The 15,794-nt window shown below is 38.5% G+C and carries 14 protein-coding genes and 4 pseudogenes; 11 read left to right on the forward strand and 7 right to left on the reverse strand.

The annotated features are described in order from the left end of the window. The first annotated feature begins 314 nt into the window (after positions 1-314). Together xynA and ppsA are read left to right on the forward strand one after the other, a co-directional pair. Entirely contained in the window at positions 315-956 is a 642-nt protein-coding gene (gene xynA / locus M1D94_RS11160) for an endo-1,4-beta-xylanase XynA (RefSeq protein ID WP_015251938.1), read from the forward strand. A gap of 667 nt (positions 957-1,623) precedes the next feature. Then, entirely contained in the window at positions 1,624-4,224 is a 2,601-nt protein-coding gene (gene ppsA / locus M1D94_RS11165; protein WP_424935092.1) for a phosphoenolpyruvate synthase, read from the forward strand. A 298-nt stretch (positions 4,225-4,522) separates the two neighbouring features. Here ppsA and M1D94_RS11170 read toward each other — a convergent pair whose 3' ends face one another. Then, positions 4,523-4,786: a hypothetical protein gene (locus M1D94_RS11170; protein WP_021481426.1), complete on the reverse strand. Its 264-nt coding sequence runs from the start codon at positions 4,784-4,786 to the stop codon at positions 4,523-4,525. Positions 4,787-5,181: 395 nt separating this feature from the next. Continuing rightward, a complete protein-coding gene (locus M1D94_RS11175; RefSeq protein ID WP_085187566.1) occupies positions 5,182-5,415 on the reverse strand; it encodes a hypothetical protein in 234 nt (77 codons plus the stop codon). 165 nt (positions 5,416-5,580) lie between these two features. On the opposite strand from M1D94_RS11175, the gene M1D94_RS11180 reads away from it, so the two are divergent. Further along, positions 5,581-5,934 (forward strand): DUF3221 domain-containing protein, encoded by a 354-nt coding sequence (locus tag M1D94_RS11180; protein ID WP_032725893.1) that lies wholly within the window; start codon positions 5,581-5,583, stop codon positions 5,932-5,934. A 486-nt stretch (positions 5,935-6,420) separates the two neighbouring features. Here the strand turns inward: M1D94_RS11180 and bla are convergent, their stop codons facing one another. Then, entirely contained in the window at positions 6,421-7,341 is a 921-nt protein-coding gene (gene bla, locus M1D94_RS11185; protein WP_072175725.1) for a class A beta-lactamase, read from the reverse strand. 225 nt (positions 7,342-7,566) lie between these two features. On the opposite strand from bla, the gene M1D94_RS11190 reads away from it, so the two are divergent. Next, complete coding sequence (locus tag M1D94_RS11190; RefSeq protein WP_038829972.1) at positions 7,567-8,199, forward strand: type 1 glutamine amidotransferase family protein; 633 nt, start codon at positions 7,567-7,569, stop codon at positions 8,197-8,199. 263 nt (positions 8,200-8,462) lie between these two features. Then, a complete protein-coding gene (locus M1D94_RS11195) occupies positions 8,463-8,894 on the forward strand; it encodes a hypothetical protein (RefSeq protein ID WP_064671128.1) in 432 nt (143 codons plus the stop codon). 180 nt (positions 8,895-9,074) lie between these two features. Here M1D94_RS11195 and M1D94_RS11200 read toward each other — a convergent pair whose 3' ends face one another. After that, a complete protein-coding gene (locus M1D94_RS11200; protein WP_070549133.1) occupies positions 9,075-9,953 on the reverse strand; it encodes a DMT family transporter in 879 nt (292 codons plus the stop codon). Between the two features lie 100 nt (positions 9,954-10,053). Here M1D94_RS11200 and M1D94_RS11205 point away from each other — a divergent pair, with 100 nt between their 5' ends. After that, entirely contained in the window at positions 10,054-10,926 is an 873-nt protein-coding gene (locus M1D94_RS11205) for a LysR family transcriptional regulator (protein ID WP_021481419.1), read from the forward strand. Positions 10,927-11,049: 123 nt separating this feature from the next. Here M1D94_RS11205 and M1D94_RS11210 read toward each other — a convergent pair whose 3' ends face one another. From M1D94_RS11210 to M1D94_RS11220, 3 genes and pseudogenes are all read right to left on the reverse strand, one after another. Next, positions 11,050-11,844, reverse strand: a complete 795-nt coding sequence (locus M1D94_RS11210; RefSeq protein ID WP_049141152.1) for a DUF817 domain-containing protein — start codon at positions 11,842-11,844, stop codon at positions 11,050-11,052. 105 nt (positions 11,845-11,949) lie between these two features. Beyond that, positions 11,950-12,203, reverse strand: a pseudogene (locus M1D94_RS11215) (helix-turn-helix domain-containing protein). A 9-nt stretch (positions 12,204-12,212) separates the two neighbouring features. Next, positions 12,213-12,695, reverse strand: a complete 483-nt coding sequence (locus tag M1D94_RS11220) for a DUF2975 domain-containing protein (protein WP_015251949.1) — start codon at positions 12,693-12,695, stop codon at positions 12,213-12,215. 346 nt (positions 12,696-13,041) lie between these two features. Here M1D94_RS11220 and M1D94_RS11225 point away from each other — a divergent pair, with 346 nt between their 5' ends. The 5 genes and pseudogenes from M1D94_RS11225 to M1D94_RS11245 all read left to right on the forward strand — a co-directional run bounded on the left by M1D94_RS11225 (position 13,042) and on the right by M1D94_RS11245 (position 15,699). Further along, a complete protein-coding gene (locus M1D94_RS11225; protein ID WP_015714063.1) occupies positions 13,042-13,953 on the forward strand; it encodes a VanW family protein in 912 nt (303 codons plus the stop codon). Between the two features lie 101 nt (positions 13,954-14,054). Further along, positions 14,055-14,552 carry a hypothetical protein gene (locus tag M1D94_RS11230; RefSeq protein WP_072175723.1) on the forward strand — a complete coding sequence of 166 codons (498 nt, stop codon included), beginning with the start codon at positions 14,055-14,057 and terminating at the stop codon, positions 14,550-14,552. A gap of 104 nt (positions 14,553-14,656) precedes the next feature. Further along, positions 14,657-14,891: pseudogene (locus M1D94_RS11235) on the forward strand (hypothetical protein); the annotation flags it as partial. After that, positions 14,886-15,047: pseudogene (locus M1D94_RS11240) on the forward strand (YoaP domain-containing protein); the annotation flags it as partial. The pseudogenes M1D94_RS11235 and M1D94_RS11240, both read left to right, overlap by 6 nt. Positions 15,048-15,217: 170 nt before the next feature. Continuing rightward, positions 15,218-15,699 (forward strand): annotated as a pseudogene (locus tag M1D94_RS11245) (DUF4944 domain-containing protein). Positions 15,700-15,794: the final 95 nt, after the last annotated feature.

Genomic DNA, 15,794 nt, shown 5'->3' on the forward strand with positions numbered 1-15,794 from the left:
TTCACAACTCTAATGTATATCTCCTTTATACGCAATGGTTCAATGGGGATTAATTACAGATATTACTCCATCTGAATTAGAAACAAGAATTGTGATCCTACGAAAAAAGGATCAGGATATGGTGGAAGAAGACCACTTATAATGTGTTTCTAGGTATTTGTAATTAAATTACAAATACTTTTAATATTTGCTCATGAATTCGTGGTATTATACTGAAGGGGACGATCAAAAGCTTTGGCGTTAGTAATTAAAAATGTTTTAAATGTATACGAGTGCTGCCTCAAAGTCGGAAAAAATATTATAGGAGGTAACATATGTTTAAGTTTAAAAAGAATTTCTTAGTTGGATTATCGGCAGCTTTAATGAGTATTAGCTTGTTTTCGGCAACCGCCTCTGCAGCTAGCACAGACTACTGGCAAAATTGGACTGATGGGGGCGGTATAGTAAACGCTGTCAATGGGTCTGGCGGGAACTACAGTGTTAATTGGTCTAATACCGGAAATTTTGTTGTTGGTAAAGGTTGGACTACAGGTTCGCCATTTAGGACGATAAACTATAATGCCGGAGTTTGGGCACCGAATGGTAATGGATATTTAACTTTATATGGTTGGACGAGATCACCTCTCATAGAATATTATGTAGTGGATTCATGGGGTACTTATAGACCTACTGGAACGTATAAAGGTACTGTAAAAAGTGATGGGGGTACATATGACATATATACAACTACACGTTATAACGCACCTTCCATTGATGGCGATCGCACTACTTTTACGCAGTACTGGAGTGTTCGTCAGACGAAGAGACCAACTGGAAGCAACGCTACAATCACTTTCAGTAATCATGTGAACGCATGGAAGAGCCATGGAATGAATCTGGGCAGTAATTGGGCTTACCAAGTCATGGCGACAGAAGGATATCAAAGTAGTGGAAGTTCTAACGTAACAGTGTGGTAACAGATCATCTTTAATTAGGGGTAGCTAACGGGCTGCTGATCGTTCCTTGAGAAGTTTTATAATCAATGATTATTAAAATCGTTAGTAATGGTTAAAGGTTGTTTTCTACTAGGTGAACGGCCTTGCAATTGCTGGAGGTAGGGTATTCTCCATCTGGTTTTATAACTTTTCCTATAGGTTAATAGAATGGTATTTAAATGAGAATGCTACAATTTTTTGTAGTCAGCGCTTGCTCACAACAGACACCTTTACATAACTCTTCTTTATCAAACATAAGCCTTATTCAAAATAAAAATATCTAGTAGTTAACCAAATCTTCATAACTTTACACTAGTTAAAGGTGGGACTGTTAAGAACAAAAAGTCTAATTTATGAATGGGGACTCTACGAACAAAGCAAGTAAGTTCAAAAAGAACCCAACTTTAGGATTTCCTTAGAGGATTGAATCAGCTCAAACCAAGTTTTTTAATGCGACTAGCTATGGAAATTAAGAAAAGAACCTGGGCAATTTCACCAGGTTCTTTTTATATTGCACAAAAACAGACACGGTGATATAATCACACTACGTGCGATTTCTAGTTAAAAGGTTATAGATATCCATCTTATAATTTTATTATATCCTGCTAGGAAGCTCTTGTCAATATTTTTTTTGAAGGGGAGATGTAGAATGAGTTCTTTGGTTCTCGGTTTACATGAAATTGAAAAAACACAGCTTTCGCTCGTTGGAGGAAAAGGGTTACATTTAGGGGAATTATCAAAAATTCAAGGTATACAAGTACCAGAAGGATTTTGTGTCACAACAGTAGGATATCAAAAAGCCATCGAACAAAACGAAACGTTACAAGTGTTGTTGGATCAATTGACCATGCTAAAAGTTGAGGACCGAGATCAAGTTGGTAACATCAGCAGAAAGATTCGGCAAATCATTATGGAAGTAGACATCCCTTCCGATGTTGTGAAAGCAGTGGCTCAATATCTCTCCCAGTTTGGCGAGGAACATGCCTATGCCGTGCGTTCTAGTGCGACTGCTGAAGATTTACCTCATGCTTCTTTTGCCGGTCAACAAGACACCTATTTAAATATTATCGGCGTCGATGCAATCTTGCAGCATATCAGTAAATGCTGGGCGTCCCTATTTACGGATCGCGCGGTTATTTACCGTATGCAAAATGGATTTGACCACAGCCAAGTCTATTTATCCGTTATCGTTCAAAGGATGGTTTTCCCTCAGGCTTCGGGGATTTTATTTACCGCTGATCCGATTACCTCAAGCCGAAAGGTGTTATCCATCGATGCCGGTTTTGGACTTGGTGAAGCACTGGTTTCCGGCTTGGTATCTGCCGATTGTTATAAAGTACAGGATGGGCAAATCATCGATAAGAGATTAGCAACTAAAAAATTGGCTATCTACGGACGAAAAGAAGGCGGAACAGAAACACAGCAGATCGATTCTGATCAGCAAAAGGCTCAAACACTGACTGATGAACAAATTTTACAGCTGGCACGCATTGGAAGAGAGATCGAAGCTCATTTCGGCCAGCCGCAAGATATCGAATGGTGTTTGACCCGCGATACTTTTTATATTGTACAGAGTCGTCCAATCACTACTTTATTCCCCATCCCTGAAGCGAGTGACCAAGAAAATCACGTCTATATTTCTGTTGGTCATCAACAAATGATGACGGATCCCATAAAACCACTGGGATTGTCTTTTTTTCTGTTGACGACTGCTGCACCCATGCGTAAAGCCGGTGGAAGGCTATTTGTTGATGTCACACATCATCTGGCATCCCCTGACAGCAGAGAAGTTTTCTTAAAAGGCATGGGGCAGCACGATCAGCTCTTAAAAGACGCACTTATGACCATAATAAAGCGACGAGATTTCATAAAGTCGATACCAAATGATAAAACAGCACCAAATCCCAGCAGAGGCAATGCAGATATGCCGGCTCAAGTTGAAAACGATCCGACAATCGTGTCTGATTTGATTGAGAGCAGTCAAACATCGATAGAAGAGTTAAAACAAAACATCCAAACGAAATCAGGATCAGATTTATTTCGTTTTATTCTGGAAGATATCCAGGAATTAAAGAAGATTTTATTTAACCCAGAAAGTTCTGTTGTGATTCGAACTGCTATGAATGCTTCATTATGGATTAACGAAAAAATGAACGAGTGGTTAGGTGAAAAAAACGCAGCAGATACGCTTTCTCAATCTGTACCCCATAATATTACTTCAGAAATGGGTCTTGCGCTATTAGACGTCGCAGATGTGATTCGTCCTTATCCAGAGGTAATTGATTACTTACAACATGTAAAAGATGATAATTTTTTGGATGAACTGGCTAAGTTTGATGGCGGAAGCAAAACCCGAGACGCGATCTCTGATTATCTCAGCAAATACGGAATGCGATGTACCGGAGAAATTGATATTACAAGAACTCGATGGAGCGAAAAACCAACTACACTTGTCCCAATGATTCTTAATAATATTAAAAATTTTGAGCCTAATGTCGGCCATCGGAAATTTGAGCAAGGGCGACAGGAAGCTTTGAAGAAAGAACAAGAGTTATTAGATCGATTGAAGCAATTACCGGATGGTGAACAAAAAGCCAAAGAAACAAAACGAATGATAGATATCATCCGAAATTTCAGCGGGTTTAGGGAATATCCAAAATACGGCATGATTAATCGATACTTCGTTTATAAGCAGGCTTTACTGGAAGAAGCCGAACGACTCGTAGAAGCGGGCGTTATTCAAGAAAAAGAAGATATATACTATCTCACTTTTGAAGAACTTCACGAAGTCGTACACACACATAAACTGGATTATCAAATCATCAGTACACGACAAGACGAGTACAAATTATATGAAAAACTATCTCCACCACGTGTTATCACGTCTGATGGTGAAATCGTTACAGGTGAGTATAAACGAGAAAATCTCCCAGCCGGAGCGATTGTAGGTCTACCTGTTTCCTCCGGAGTGATAGAGGGGCGAGCGCGTGTCATTTTAAACATGGAAGATGCTGATTTAGAAGATGGAGATATATTAGTTACCTCCTTTACCGATCCAAGCTGGACACCATTGTTTGTATCCATAAAAGGCCTAGTCACCGAAGTTGGGGGGCTGATGACCCATGGAGCTGTTATAGCCCGTGAATATGGCTTACCTGCAGTTGTTGGCGTTGAAAATGCTGCCAAGCTGATAAAAGATGGGCAACGAATTCGCGTTCATGGTACAGAAGGCTACATTGAAATCTTATAATGTCTGATGTGTGTAGAGAGCCATCAGATATTCCCCACCAGCCCTAACTAGAAGTTGGGAGGCTGCAATTGTACCGAATGATAAAGTTCCCGTTGAACTAACGAAGATCGATAGCACATTAAGAAAAGCTGGAACCTCTTGGAGGAGGTCTGGCTTTTCTATATAAAATTGGCGTAGTGTGCAAAAGCCGCATTTTGCGGGCGGCGCTTCTTTAAAGTGAATTGTTTATTACCAGCATTTAAACTTGTATTTGTGCTTAAAACAAGAGAAAAAGGAGCTAAAATGCTCCTTTATAAATTTAAACAACTTTTGTATAAATAGCCGTGTAAAACCCGATTGAGTAATCAAAATAATGACGTGTAAGCGTATAAGTATAACCGTTGTATTCTATTGTTGGCTGGAAGTCCATTGGCAGAGGACTAATGCGGTATATAGTGTCATAATCATATTCATCACTTTTTACTGCAACCTCAGACGAAGTGCCAGCAGCCAATGCGGGAACCGCGGATATTAGCATGCCAAAGGATAAAGCAGAACTCAATAAGATTTTCTTAATCTTCAATTACATCAACTCCATTTACAATTTATACATATATTATGCTGTGATTGGAAGTTGTTTCGAAAGTGAATAATGGATCGTAAAAAGTAAAAAATCTCGATTTTAGCGGAATAAGAGTAAGGGTATGGTTCGAAGGCAACCACATATAAACATTTGAGAAAGAACAAAAAGAAGTAGATCCGTTTGGTGAATGTCCCTGTTGTTTATTTTAAAGATCAAAAAGAGTTTAAAATGGGCGGTATTACATTAATGACACGCCACAATGTTGCTATTTACGAAGACAAAGATCGGAAGAAAAAATTGGTTCAGATAGTTTTATCATTATAGATAGAGGTGGCCCAAAAGCAGCCTAGAAATAAGCTTAAACAAAAAATCCTCCCAAAAAGGGAGGATTACTATTACATATTAACTAAAGTGTAAATCAATGAAACAATGAATAAAAAATACGAAATATAAGATATTGCTTTTGAAGAACTTGTTTTATGTTTTTGGAATGTATAGATAAGTGCAAAACCCAAGAAGAAAACTGTTACAAACCAAGAAGTATATTGTGGAAAGATGGCGACCGCCAATACCATGATTGTTGAAAAAATAAATGAAGAGTAATGAGTTACTTTATGATCATTATTCAATGAAATCACCTCTACGAATTTTTACCCGATTTAGTCTGTGTATTACCAGCTTGTAAAAGATTCAATATGAGAAAATGAAGAAGTTTCTGGATAGATTTTTACACTACAGTTTTTTGATATGTAGTTATGGAGTGAGATTGTTTAACATGACGGGAGGGAGAAAGGTTGCCGAAAATTGGAGTAAGCTTGATAGTGCTCATTATTTTTCTTGCAGGCTGCAATAAAAATGAACAACACGGAGAAGAAACAAAGATGCAGAGCCTAGTAGGCTATGTCGTGCTTAAAGACAATGAAAGGGCAATTCTCATTACCGATACAAAAGCTCCAGTAAAAGAAGATTACGATCTTTCTGAAGGACAACTTATGAACAAGTTTAAAAATAACATAGTAATTGTAGGATTAAGTGAGATTGATAACACAGATGATCTCAAAAGAGGTGAAAAAATAAAAGTGTGGTTCCATACACGAAAAGAGTCAAATCCACCAAGTGCAACGATACAAAAATATGAAATATTATAAAAAAATTGTTGAATTCTCATATAGATAACCTCTGAGTCAACAAATGTTGTTCTATTGCATTGAAACTGCCAGTGACCAATATCAAGTTCAGTTATGTTAATTCAAGTGGTTTGATATGTTAGTGTCTTCGAGACGAAATATTGGAAGTGAGTCCGGATATTCATGAGTATTACAAATTGGTCACAGAATAAGAGACTTAAGGGAGTTGTCTGCATTGTATGTTCACTTCTTTATAATGGCTTGCACTAAGGAGTATATTCTTGGAAGGAAAGAAAACGGATTTTAGGGTGCTTAATCTTAATTCTTGTCAGGTCAAACTTTACTTGTTCCATAAAATGAAAACTTGCCGTTAATTATAATAACGTTTAATTTTGTGGTGTTTAAATATATGATTCTAGAGGTCTTATGAAAGAACCGTTCATCAAAAAATGAACGGTAGGAGTTAAAAAAGTAATGTCTTTTCCTTTGTGGCAAAAGGCTAAACATTTATTTGAGATCGTTAAGGACGACTTTTGCAGCCTCAGCGATAAGAGCATTATCATAATTAGCATCTTTCGTAAAGCAGTTTGACAGAATTGCCACAACAATAGGAGCTCTGTTTGGCGGCCAAACGATAGCAATGTCGTTTCGTGTCCCGTAACTTCCGGCTCCGGATTTATCGCCGACTTCCCATCCTATTGGAGCGCCTGCCCGAATCAGTTCGTCACCAGTAGCATTGCCTCGCATCCAATCGGTTAAGATCGTGCGTTTGTCAGTCGTGAGAGTGTTATCTAAAGTGAAGGCTTTAAGATCGGTTGCCAGTGCTTTTGCGGTGCTTGTGTCACGAATATCACCAGGAATCGCAGAGTTTAGATCCGTCTCAAATCGTTTAGCTTTCGTTACATGATCCCCAATCTGTTTCAGTGACTTTTCAAAACCTTTAGGGCCGCCAAGCTGTTGCAACAAGATGTTCCCAGCGGTATTATCGCTGTAACGGATAGCCGCTTCCGAGATTTCTTTTAGGCTCATGCCTGTATCTAGGTGTTTCTCTGTGATTGGAGAATATGTAACAAGATCGTCCTTGCTGTAGTGGATGACTTCATTAAGTTTTTCAATTGAGTTTTTCTTCAGGACAGCAGCTGCGGCTAGAACTTTATAGGTTGATGCGTAAGCAAATCGTTCATTCGGCCGATAGGCGATTGTCTTGTTTGAACCTGTATCAATTGCATAAACACCAAGCCTGGCATCAAATTTTTTCTCAAGTTGAACAAATTTTTTATTCGTTATACAGCTTGCCATGTTTGTGTCTTCTATGGATTTTGCTTCGGCATGTGTTGAGTTGAAAAAAGGTGTGAAACCAGTAATGCTTAAACATAAAAGCCCAACACATATTCCGAATTTTATTGACGCTTTATTTTTCAACTTCATCAGGCCTCCTCATTCAAATGATTTTGTATTACCTTTGAAATGTTTCCCATGACAGTTAGTGTAACAAACCCCTTTGCGCTAGTAAACATAGAATCAATTTATCTTATATTTTTATAAGTTGGGAGAACAAGGACATAAGAATAGAATCAACAAAAAAGCTGACAATGGCTGTCAGCAAAGTCATCTATTAGAAAGCTTTATCAATTGTGATTGGAGTGTTATTGGATGCAAACGAGAAAAGTTTATCTCTACGTATTTCACACAATGTCAGACTGGGAATATGGATATTTAATTGCGGAACTAAACTCAGGGAGATACTTTAAACAAGATGCAGCATCTTTAAAAGTAGTTACAGTAGGGGTTAATAAAGAAATGATAACTACGTTGGGAGGATTAAGCATAAAACCAGATATTTCTCTTGACGAATGTACTCTTGGGAGTCAAGATCTTATCATTTTACCCGGAGGAAACACTTGGGGAGAAGATATTCATCAGCCGATCTTGAAAAAAGTTGGCGACGCTTTAAAGCTCGGCACGACTATTGCTGCAATTTGTGGGGCAACCTTGGGCCTCGCGAATGAAGGATACTTAGATTCGAGAAAGCACACAAGCAATGACCTAGAGTATATGAAAATGGTCTGCCCTAATTACAAAGGAGAAACACTATATGAAAAGGAACCAGCAGTATCTGATAAAAATTTGGTTACTGCATCAGGAATTGCTCCTCTGGAATTTGCAGTAGAAGTATTGAAAAAATTAGATGTATTTGCACCAGATACATTGCGTTCATGGTATAAGCTGAATAAGACTCAAAAGCCTGAATACTTCTTTGAGCTAATGAATACAATAAATCGATAGAAAACACTTTAGCAGTTTTTTGTAGTGCTCCTGAACTTATGGGAGCATTTTTTATATGTGTCTAGGAGCTATATAAAGAAATGCAGAAACTTTTAAAAAGAATATAGATTGGTAAGCCTTATTTCGAATAGAGTTTGATTTGGGTTAAAACTGTTCTTATTAAGGCTCATTTCATGGTGCTAAAGATTCATTTGGAGAAGACTGTCTTGATCAGAAAAGACCCTTCCAATATATTGAAGTAAAAGATATCGGGAGGAACTCTTTTGAAAAAGATGTTGATGTTAGCTTTTACATTTCTTTTGGCTTTGACTATCCATGTAGGGGAAGCTTCGGCCGTTATCGTGAAAGATGAGGAGAAAGTGAGTTTTACAATGACAGAGAATGAAAAATGGTTTATGAAGTCTGATAACCTAAATTCAAACCATTGGACATCTCACTTTGGGTACAGATTCACCATTTTCGATACTGAAGGATGTACAATTAACGCAAGAATCATGCGAATGACTTTGTCAGGATATGAAATAACCGTTAGTGAAAAAAACTTCTCGGGGGATCATTTTGATTTGAGTGCAACTGATCGAGTTGAGACGATGCCTTATAAGACTCATTATTTGATTTTGACGAAAGATCCAGATTGCGGAGATGTTAAAGTAAAAGGTCTATACGGTTTTCAGTTTGATCAGCCAGAATGGTAATAAAAAAGAATCTGGATTCTCACCAGCCTAAACGCCAGCCAAGCTAATGTCTCACATGCAGACATTAGCTTTTTCCATTGTTTTATAGGCTGTCGTCAGGATTCTAGAAGACTTTCTCGTAATAGTCGTCACCTGTCACATGAAGCCCAAATGACAGGGGAAATGTATATCTTTATACATTCACACTTTCCGTCGTGAAAATGTAAATGTATTCATAAAAATCCCGCAGCATATCAGCAGTGCGCCGAGGATAATGTGGATGGTGATCTGTTCGTGCAATTGCAGCCATCCAAAGAATAGGGCCAATACGGGAACAAACATTAATGCCATGGATGCTTTTGACGCTTGGATTTGATTGAGCACCCAAAACCATACGACAAAGGTAAAGCCGGTGGAAAGCAAGCCATTAAACAGCAATGACCACACCGCCTGATATGTCCACTCGGCTGAAGGGACCGGCTCAAATATAAAGGAAAACACCAATAACATGACGGCTCCCATCATAAGGTGCCAGGCATTCATGTGAATAATATCGATATGTTTGAATTGTAGCTTGCTGAACACATTCGCGATTCCCCAGCTAAGCGCTGCCGCAAGTACGCACAGCTCCCCAAATAAAGCACTTTGATCGATATTGAGCATTTCCTTTCCAAATATAAATAACAGTCCGAAGAGGCCGCAGACCAGTCCCATCGTTTTATACACATTCATTTTCTCGTTTAATGAAAAATGGCTGATCACCGTAACAAATATAGGCATCGTATATACCAAAACAGAGGTTTTCCCTGAATCGACAAACTGCATTCCATACGTCAAAATCCCCATATAGCCCAGCCCCATCAACAGGCTCATGATGATATAGCTTTTGAGATGTTCTTTTTGAATTGAAAGCTTTTTTCTTTGGATGAAGAGAATGAGAAATAAAGGAACCGCTCCGATGAACAGGCGCAAACCCGAAAATAAAAGCGGGGGGATGTCATGAATTCCTACTTTCATCGCAACCCAAGTATAACCCCAAATAAGTGTGACAGATATGATTCCCAGCATAACTTTTACCATAATGAAGCCGCCTTTCTTGTTAAAATATCGTGCTGGTTTCTATCATATGTTACATTTATGTATAACTGAAATACATTTTTATTATTGGGGGTATAACCAAATGGTTATGAACATGAACCATCTTCACATATTTGTAAAAGTCGGGGAGAAATTAAATATTACAGAAGCGGCAAAAGAATTGTTCATCTCTCAGCCGGCGGTAAGTAAAGCGATAAAAAACCTGGAGAGCTCACTGCAGCTCAAATTATTGATCAGGGATAAACATCATGGTTTAATGCTGACTGACATCGGAAAAGAAATATTGCTGCTGGCGAGGCAAATGAAGGGAATTGAAAGCAAAATATATCAAGTAGCCAACCGGGAAAACAAGCTGTTAAACGGGAAGGTGAAAATTGGTTCATTTCCTGCAGTTTCAACAAATATCATGCCACAGGCGATTGCGGCATTCAGATCAAACTACCCGCTGATCCGCATAGAATTGATCGAAGGAACCTCTGACCAAATAAAAGGATGGGTTGAAGATCGGACGGTTGATATCGGGATCGCAGCATCTCCATTTGAACCGTTTGAAAATCAGCTATTGTGTAACGACTATATGGTGGCCGTCATCCCGCCGCAGCGTGACGAATTAAAACTTGAAAAGCATGTCGACCTTGAAACATATCAAGATGACCTCATTTTTTGTAAAGGCGGTCATGAAATCGCGATGTCAAACGCATTTTCGCAATACAACATCGAATTAAAGGAAAACTTAACTGTGCAAAATGCCGAAACCTTGATTAATATGGTCAAAAATAACTTGGGTATCGGCATCATTTCAAACTTTACACTTTCATCCGTCCCGCATCAATTGATTAAAAAGGACATCTTTCCTAGGGTTACACGCGATATTGGCGTCATCGTACATTCATTTGAAGAGATAACGCCGGCGGCGCATGAGTTTGTCAAAGTGTTGAAAGCAGTTGTAATCTGAATCAGTTATCGTGTTGCGATGAAATTTGAAGAAGATGAATACTCACCGGCAGAGTTACATAAAAGAAAAAAGCAACCATTTGAACGTTGCTTTTCACTCTATTTGGGACCTTGTATGCGTATGCTAAGAAAAAGATTCATCCATCTCTGCCTTTGTGGGACTCTGCTCCTTAACTTGTTTTAATGATGCTACTATAAGAAAGCTAACAATCACTAGCAAGAGCCATGAACTTACCTTTCCAAGGTGTACGAGACTCCATGTATCGATTTGGTTTGGATATTTCCAAGCTCCAAAAAACGTAGCGATATTTTCCGCTATCCATATAAAAAATCCGATGAGTACAAAAGAAAGTGCGAGCGGCATACGGTAACGAGCTCCATTCACCTCGTATGTAACCCATGTTTGCCAAAAGACAATGATGACAAGCCCAGATAACCACCATCGAAAGTCTATAGAAAAATGGTGGGTGAAAAAATTCAAATAAATCGCTGCGGCAAGCGGAACAACTGCAAAAAAAGGCGGCCACTTAACCAGTTCAACCTTAAGCCTTCTCCATGCCTGGCACAAATAACTGGCTACACTTGCGTACATAAAGCCGCTATACAAAGGTACTCCAAATATTTTGGAGTATCCTTCTTCTGGATAAGACCAGGAGCCCATATGGACTTTAAAAAGTTCCAGAGCAAGCCCAATAAGGTGGAATAATGTGATCACTTTTAATTCATCCCGTGTTTCAAGACCGGAACGCACCATCCACAATTGCATGAGAACGCAGATAATGAGCAGCCAGTCATATCGCGGCAAGAAGGGCAGTGGGATGATTTGCGTAATAGCCAAAGAGGCAAAAATAACGGCAGGAAACAAACATGAAAGGGCTTGTTCCCAGCCAAAATGAACGATTTGTTTTATTGCTCTCATGATGTATGCCTCCTCCATAGTTGTGTTCTTCGTGTATGGAAGGGACGCTTAGTATAGCAGCTAGATGGATATAAGTTTATGTCCAAAAGCTCACCGCCAATCACTTTATTTTTCTGTTGATCTTACATATTTTTTTGCGAATCCTGTGTGTCTTCATCACTTCGGTATTCCAATATATCCCCGGGCTGACATTCTAAAGCCTTGCAAATCGCTTCTAAAGTTGATAATCGAATAGCCTTTGCTTTTCCGTTTTTCAATATCGAAAGATTAGCCATGGTGATGCCAACTCTCTCTGAAAGCTCTGTTACGCTCATTTTCCTCTTAGCAAGCATCACATCAATGTTGATAATAATCGCCATGTCATCACCTCAGACCGTTAAGTCATTTTCTGATTTTATATCTATCGCTTCTTTTAACAGTTTTTGAAGAACAGCAGCAAAGACCGCAATCACCATTGAAGCAAAAATAATAACCAATCCGATCACAATGATACCCGGGGCGTCGTCTATCTCGGCCATCAGATAAAAGACAGGCATGCCTGCTGCGTAAAAGATACTGATAGTGACTGCGCAGTATTTTATATTCTTCAAAGCTCTTACAGACAAACCCGAGAAAGCTTTGTTTTTGTCAATATAGCTTAAAAGTTTGAACGCTTGATAAAGAGCAAAGTAAAAAGGTATCGCCGTTACATACAAATAGATGAAAACGAGATATTTTATATAAGCGATATTTGGAAATAATTCTGCTGAATAGTTGGCTATCTTAGGCACTAAAAAAATGCATAAAGCAAGAATTGGAATTCCAATAAGAACCAAAGCTATCTTTAAAAAAATTGTCGACATTCGATTCATAACAAGCACCTCATTTATTTGTTGTCTAATTGAATATAACAAAAAAGTTATCGTTTCTCAATAAAAAAATATTGAAATGGATTGATTTGTTGTTGTTATAGGAGACCCTTTTCATTTTTGACAAGACAAAAAAGCATCCCTCATCACTGGAGATGCTCAACTATTTTAAACTTTGCCGACTGAATGAACCGTGTACCTCAGTGAACTCAGGGATCGGTGTGAACATAAAGCTAAGCTCTTTTATGAAGGCTTTTATCAACGTCTAAAGATTCAAACAAACGATGGGAAGAAATACATCAAAGGATAAGCGGCTGTTCATACTAATGATCGGGAGGTAAACCGACTTATGATACAAATTTTGATCACTGGTCTTTTTTTATTGGCTCAGCCGAGTGAGCCGCAGGACAGTTTAACGGTCACACAGCAAGGACGGACGATTGCCACTGTTAACCGTGAAGACTTTACAATGCCTCTTCCCGGCACTCCAATGGTTGACTATGAAAAATACAGTAAATTCATCAAACAGCTTGATCAGAAAGTGTACCGTGAGCCGATAAATGCTGTCCTTAACGATCATGGAAGCATCGTCCCGGGCAGGGTTGGCTACAAACTGTATCAACAGGCGTTTATGGAAAAGTTTTATGCGTATTTTTATGGCCAAGGTCCCTCCAAGATAGAAGTGCCAGAAATGAACATTTATCCGAAAGTTGACAGCGAGCTGCTAGCTCACATCAGTACGCAGCAGCTTGGTCAGTACGTGACGTATTTTAACTCAAGCAATAAAAGTCGTTCACACAATATTTCTCTTTCTGCAAAAGCAATCGACAATCACGTTGTTTTCCCTAATGAGACGTTTTCGTTTAACCAAGTTGTGGGAATGAGAACTCGGAACAAAGGATATAAAAGTGCACCCATTATTGTAAAAGGGGAGTTGTCTGAAGGTGTAGGAGGAGGAATTTGTCAGGTGTCCTCAACTCTATTTAATGCCGTTGATCGTGCAGGACTGCAGATCGTTCAGCGCTATTCTCATACTAGAAGTGTACCATATGTACCGCCCGGACGGGATGCGACGGTAAGCTGGGGAGGTCCTGACTTTCGCTTTCAAAACCAATATAACCAACCAATCTTAATTCGGGCAAAAAGGTATGGGGGAAGTATGATTATTACGCTATACTCTTCTGATGTGATAAACAGCAAATTGAGAAAAATCCCCAAGGCTCCATCTCGGATACCGAAAGAAATAAATGCAGAGCAGTAAAAGACAAAACCTCAGGTAAGGTTTTGGTTAAGAGAGCTTGTAGATTGCTCAAAATCAATTCTTTAAGGAGCAGCCAGTGAAAGGAAGGAGGGATAAATGAAGTGAAAAGGGTATTATTTTCTGTAATTGTTTTTACAGCAGTTGGATTTACGTTTTGCCAATCAAAAGCGCATGCCCTGACTTTTACGGTGTTGCCTATTACACAAAAAACAGACCAGTGGTCAGTAAAAGTAAGTGAAGCAAAAAATGTAAAGGAATTTGCGAGACCTCAAAAAGGAGAATATCAAGTATATTCCTTGGAAGTCAAAAATATAGGGGAAAAAGCAGCTACAGTGGATGTGCAATTGTATAGAAATGACCCTGATTCAATCACAAGGTTTTCACTTTTTGGATGTCCCGATGCAAATTGTGTCAAACCAAAAGAAGATTCTAAAATGTTAGCTGAAAGTTTAAATGATGGCTCACCGCTGAAGTTCAATCATTTTATGCTGGCAGATAAAGCCTCTGAATTAGAAGTTGTTATAATTTGGACACAGAAGGGGCAAGAAGGACGCAATTTAAAACAGACCTTTAAATTCACTGAAGATGGCGTTAATTAGACAGTAAAGATAGAATGGCTTTGATGATTCGATCTCTTACTTTGCCTGAGGAAAAAACGAGGATAATTGTTGGAAAACCAATTGTAGCTGAGTCAAATGTCAAAGTGACTGTGATTTATGACTATAGAGAAGAACCAGAGGAGGCTTTTTGGATACACTTATCCGATGGGAGTGAAATGTTTGTCGATGATCACAAAGTCTTTATGGAATACGAATAGAGACTTTGTGACTGACTGCGCATTTCAGCGTAACATTTTACTGATAATGACAGTGACACCTAAACAAGTGCAGCCCGTTTCATTATTAAAAATCTTTAATTTCGAAATTTTCACAGTTCAATTTCAGTCAATTCAGTTATCATCGAAAGAAGAGGAACAAAAGTCACCAGCTATTTGGACAACTTTTAGCGTTTTTTTTGATGGGAGATTTGTGACTCACGAGATCATGAGTATAAATAAATTTGAAAAATTACTTAATAAACTCTTGTTAGCTTGATTTTTCAAAATAAAAAGCCCATTTTAAAACAAAATTGTATGTAAGGCGTGATATACGGTTAAATTTTGTCTCTGAAAGAGCTTTAATTTAAATTCGAAGTTTTTAATTTTCTTTTTAGTAACATTTTGATCATATTTTCCTACTAACGAGTTAGGGAAGTGGGGAAAAGCATGAGAAAAAAGAACAATATTAAGAAATGGCTATTGATCATTGCTGGATTCTTGATCATCTGCATCATCACATTATTTGTAATGGTATCAGGAAACAAAGTGAAATATGAGGGCAGCGGGAAAAGCGGACTGTGGATGTCTAACCTTGAAAAATCAGACAAAACTTCAATTGGACCTAATTATTTTCTAAATCTATATTGGCAGGGGAGTAAGAAGGACGAAAAGAGGACTGTCATAGAAAAAATCACCTTATACATAGATGGTAAAATGTATGATGACAGGGAAAATTATGATTTGTCAGAATACACAGGTGATGAAATGCCAGGTGGGGGACGCATGAGGACCATATTGCCACCTTTGATTATATGCCTGAAGATGAAGTGATAGGACATGATGTATTAGTGAAAGTGGAGTGGAAGACAGGCCAGAAAAAACAGACAGAAGAAATCAAATTACATAAGAAGCCATGGTATAAAAAATAGCTTATTTGATGTATTTGTGATCACATTGGTGGTCACTTTTTTATTTGCGGATTCCTAGGCACAGCAATCTAAGATTCTGCATAGGCTGAAATAAA

Source organism: Bacillus sp. JZ109, from assembly GCF_053903135.1.

Coding starts and splice junctions, on each gene's coding strand:
- xynA (WP_015251938.1), top strand. CDS start 315: ATGTTTAAGTTTAAAAAGAATTTCTTAGTTGGATTATCGGCAGCTTTA.
- M1D94_RS11225 (WP_015714063.1), top strand. CDS start 13,042: ATGATACAAATTTTGATCACTGGTCTTTTTTTATTGGCTCAGCCGAGT.
- M1D94_RS11190 (WP_038829972.1), top strand. CDS start 7,567: ATGCAAACGAGAAAAGTTTATCTCTACGTATTTCACACAATGTCAGAC.
- ppsA (WP_424935092.1), top strand. CDS start 1,624: ATGAGTTCTTTGGTTCTCGGTTTACATGAAATTGAAAAAACACAGCTT.
- bla (WP_072175725.1), bottom strand. CDS start 7,341: ATGAAGTTGAAAAATAAAGCGTCAATAAAATTCGGAATATGTGTTGGG.
- M1D94_RS11205 (WP_021481419.1), top strand. CDS start 10,054: ATGGTTATGAACATGAACCATCTTCACATATTTGTAAAAGTCGGGGAG.
- M1D94_RS11200 (WP_070549133.1), bottom strand. CDS start 9,953: ATGGTAAAAGTTATGCTGGGAATCATATCTGTCACACTTATTTGGGGT.
- M1D94_RS11210 (WP_049141152.1), bottom strand. CDS start 11,844: ATGAGAGCAATAAAACAAATCGTTCATTTTGGCTGGGAACAAGCCCTT.
- M1D94_RS11220 (WP_015251949.1), bottom strand. CDS start 12,695: ATGAATCGAATGTCGACAATTTTTTTAAAGATAGCTTTGGTTCTTATT.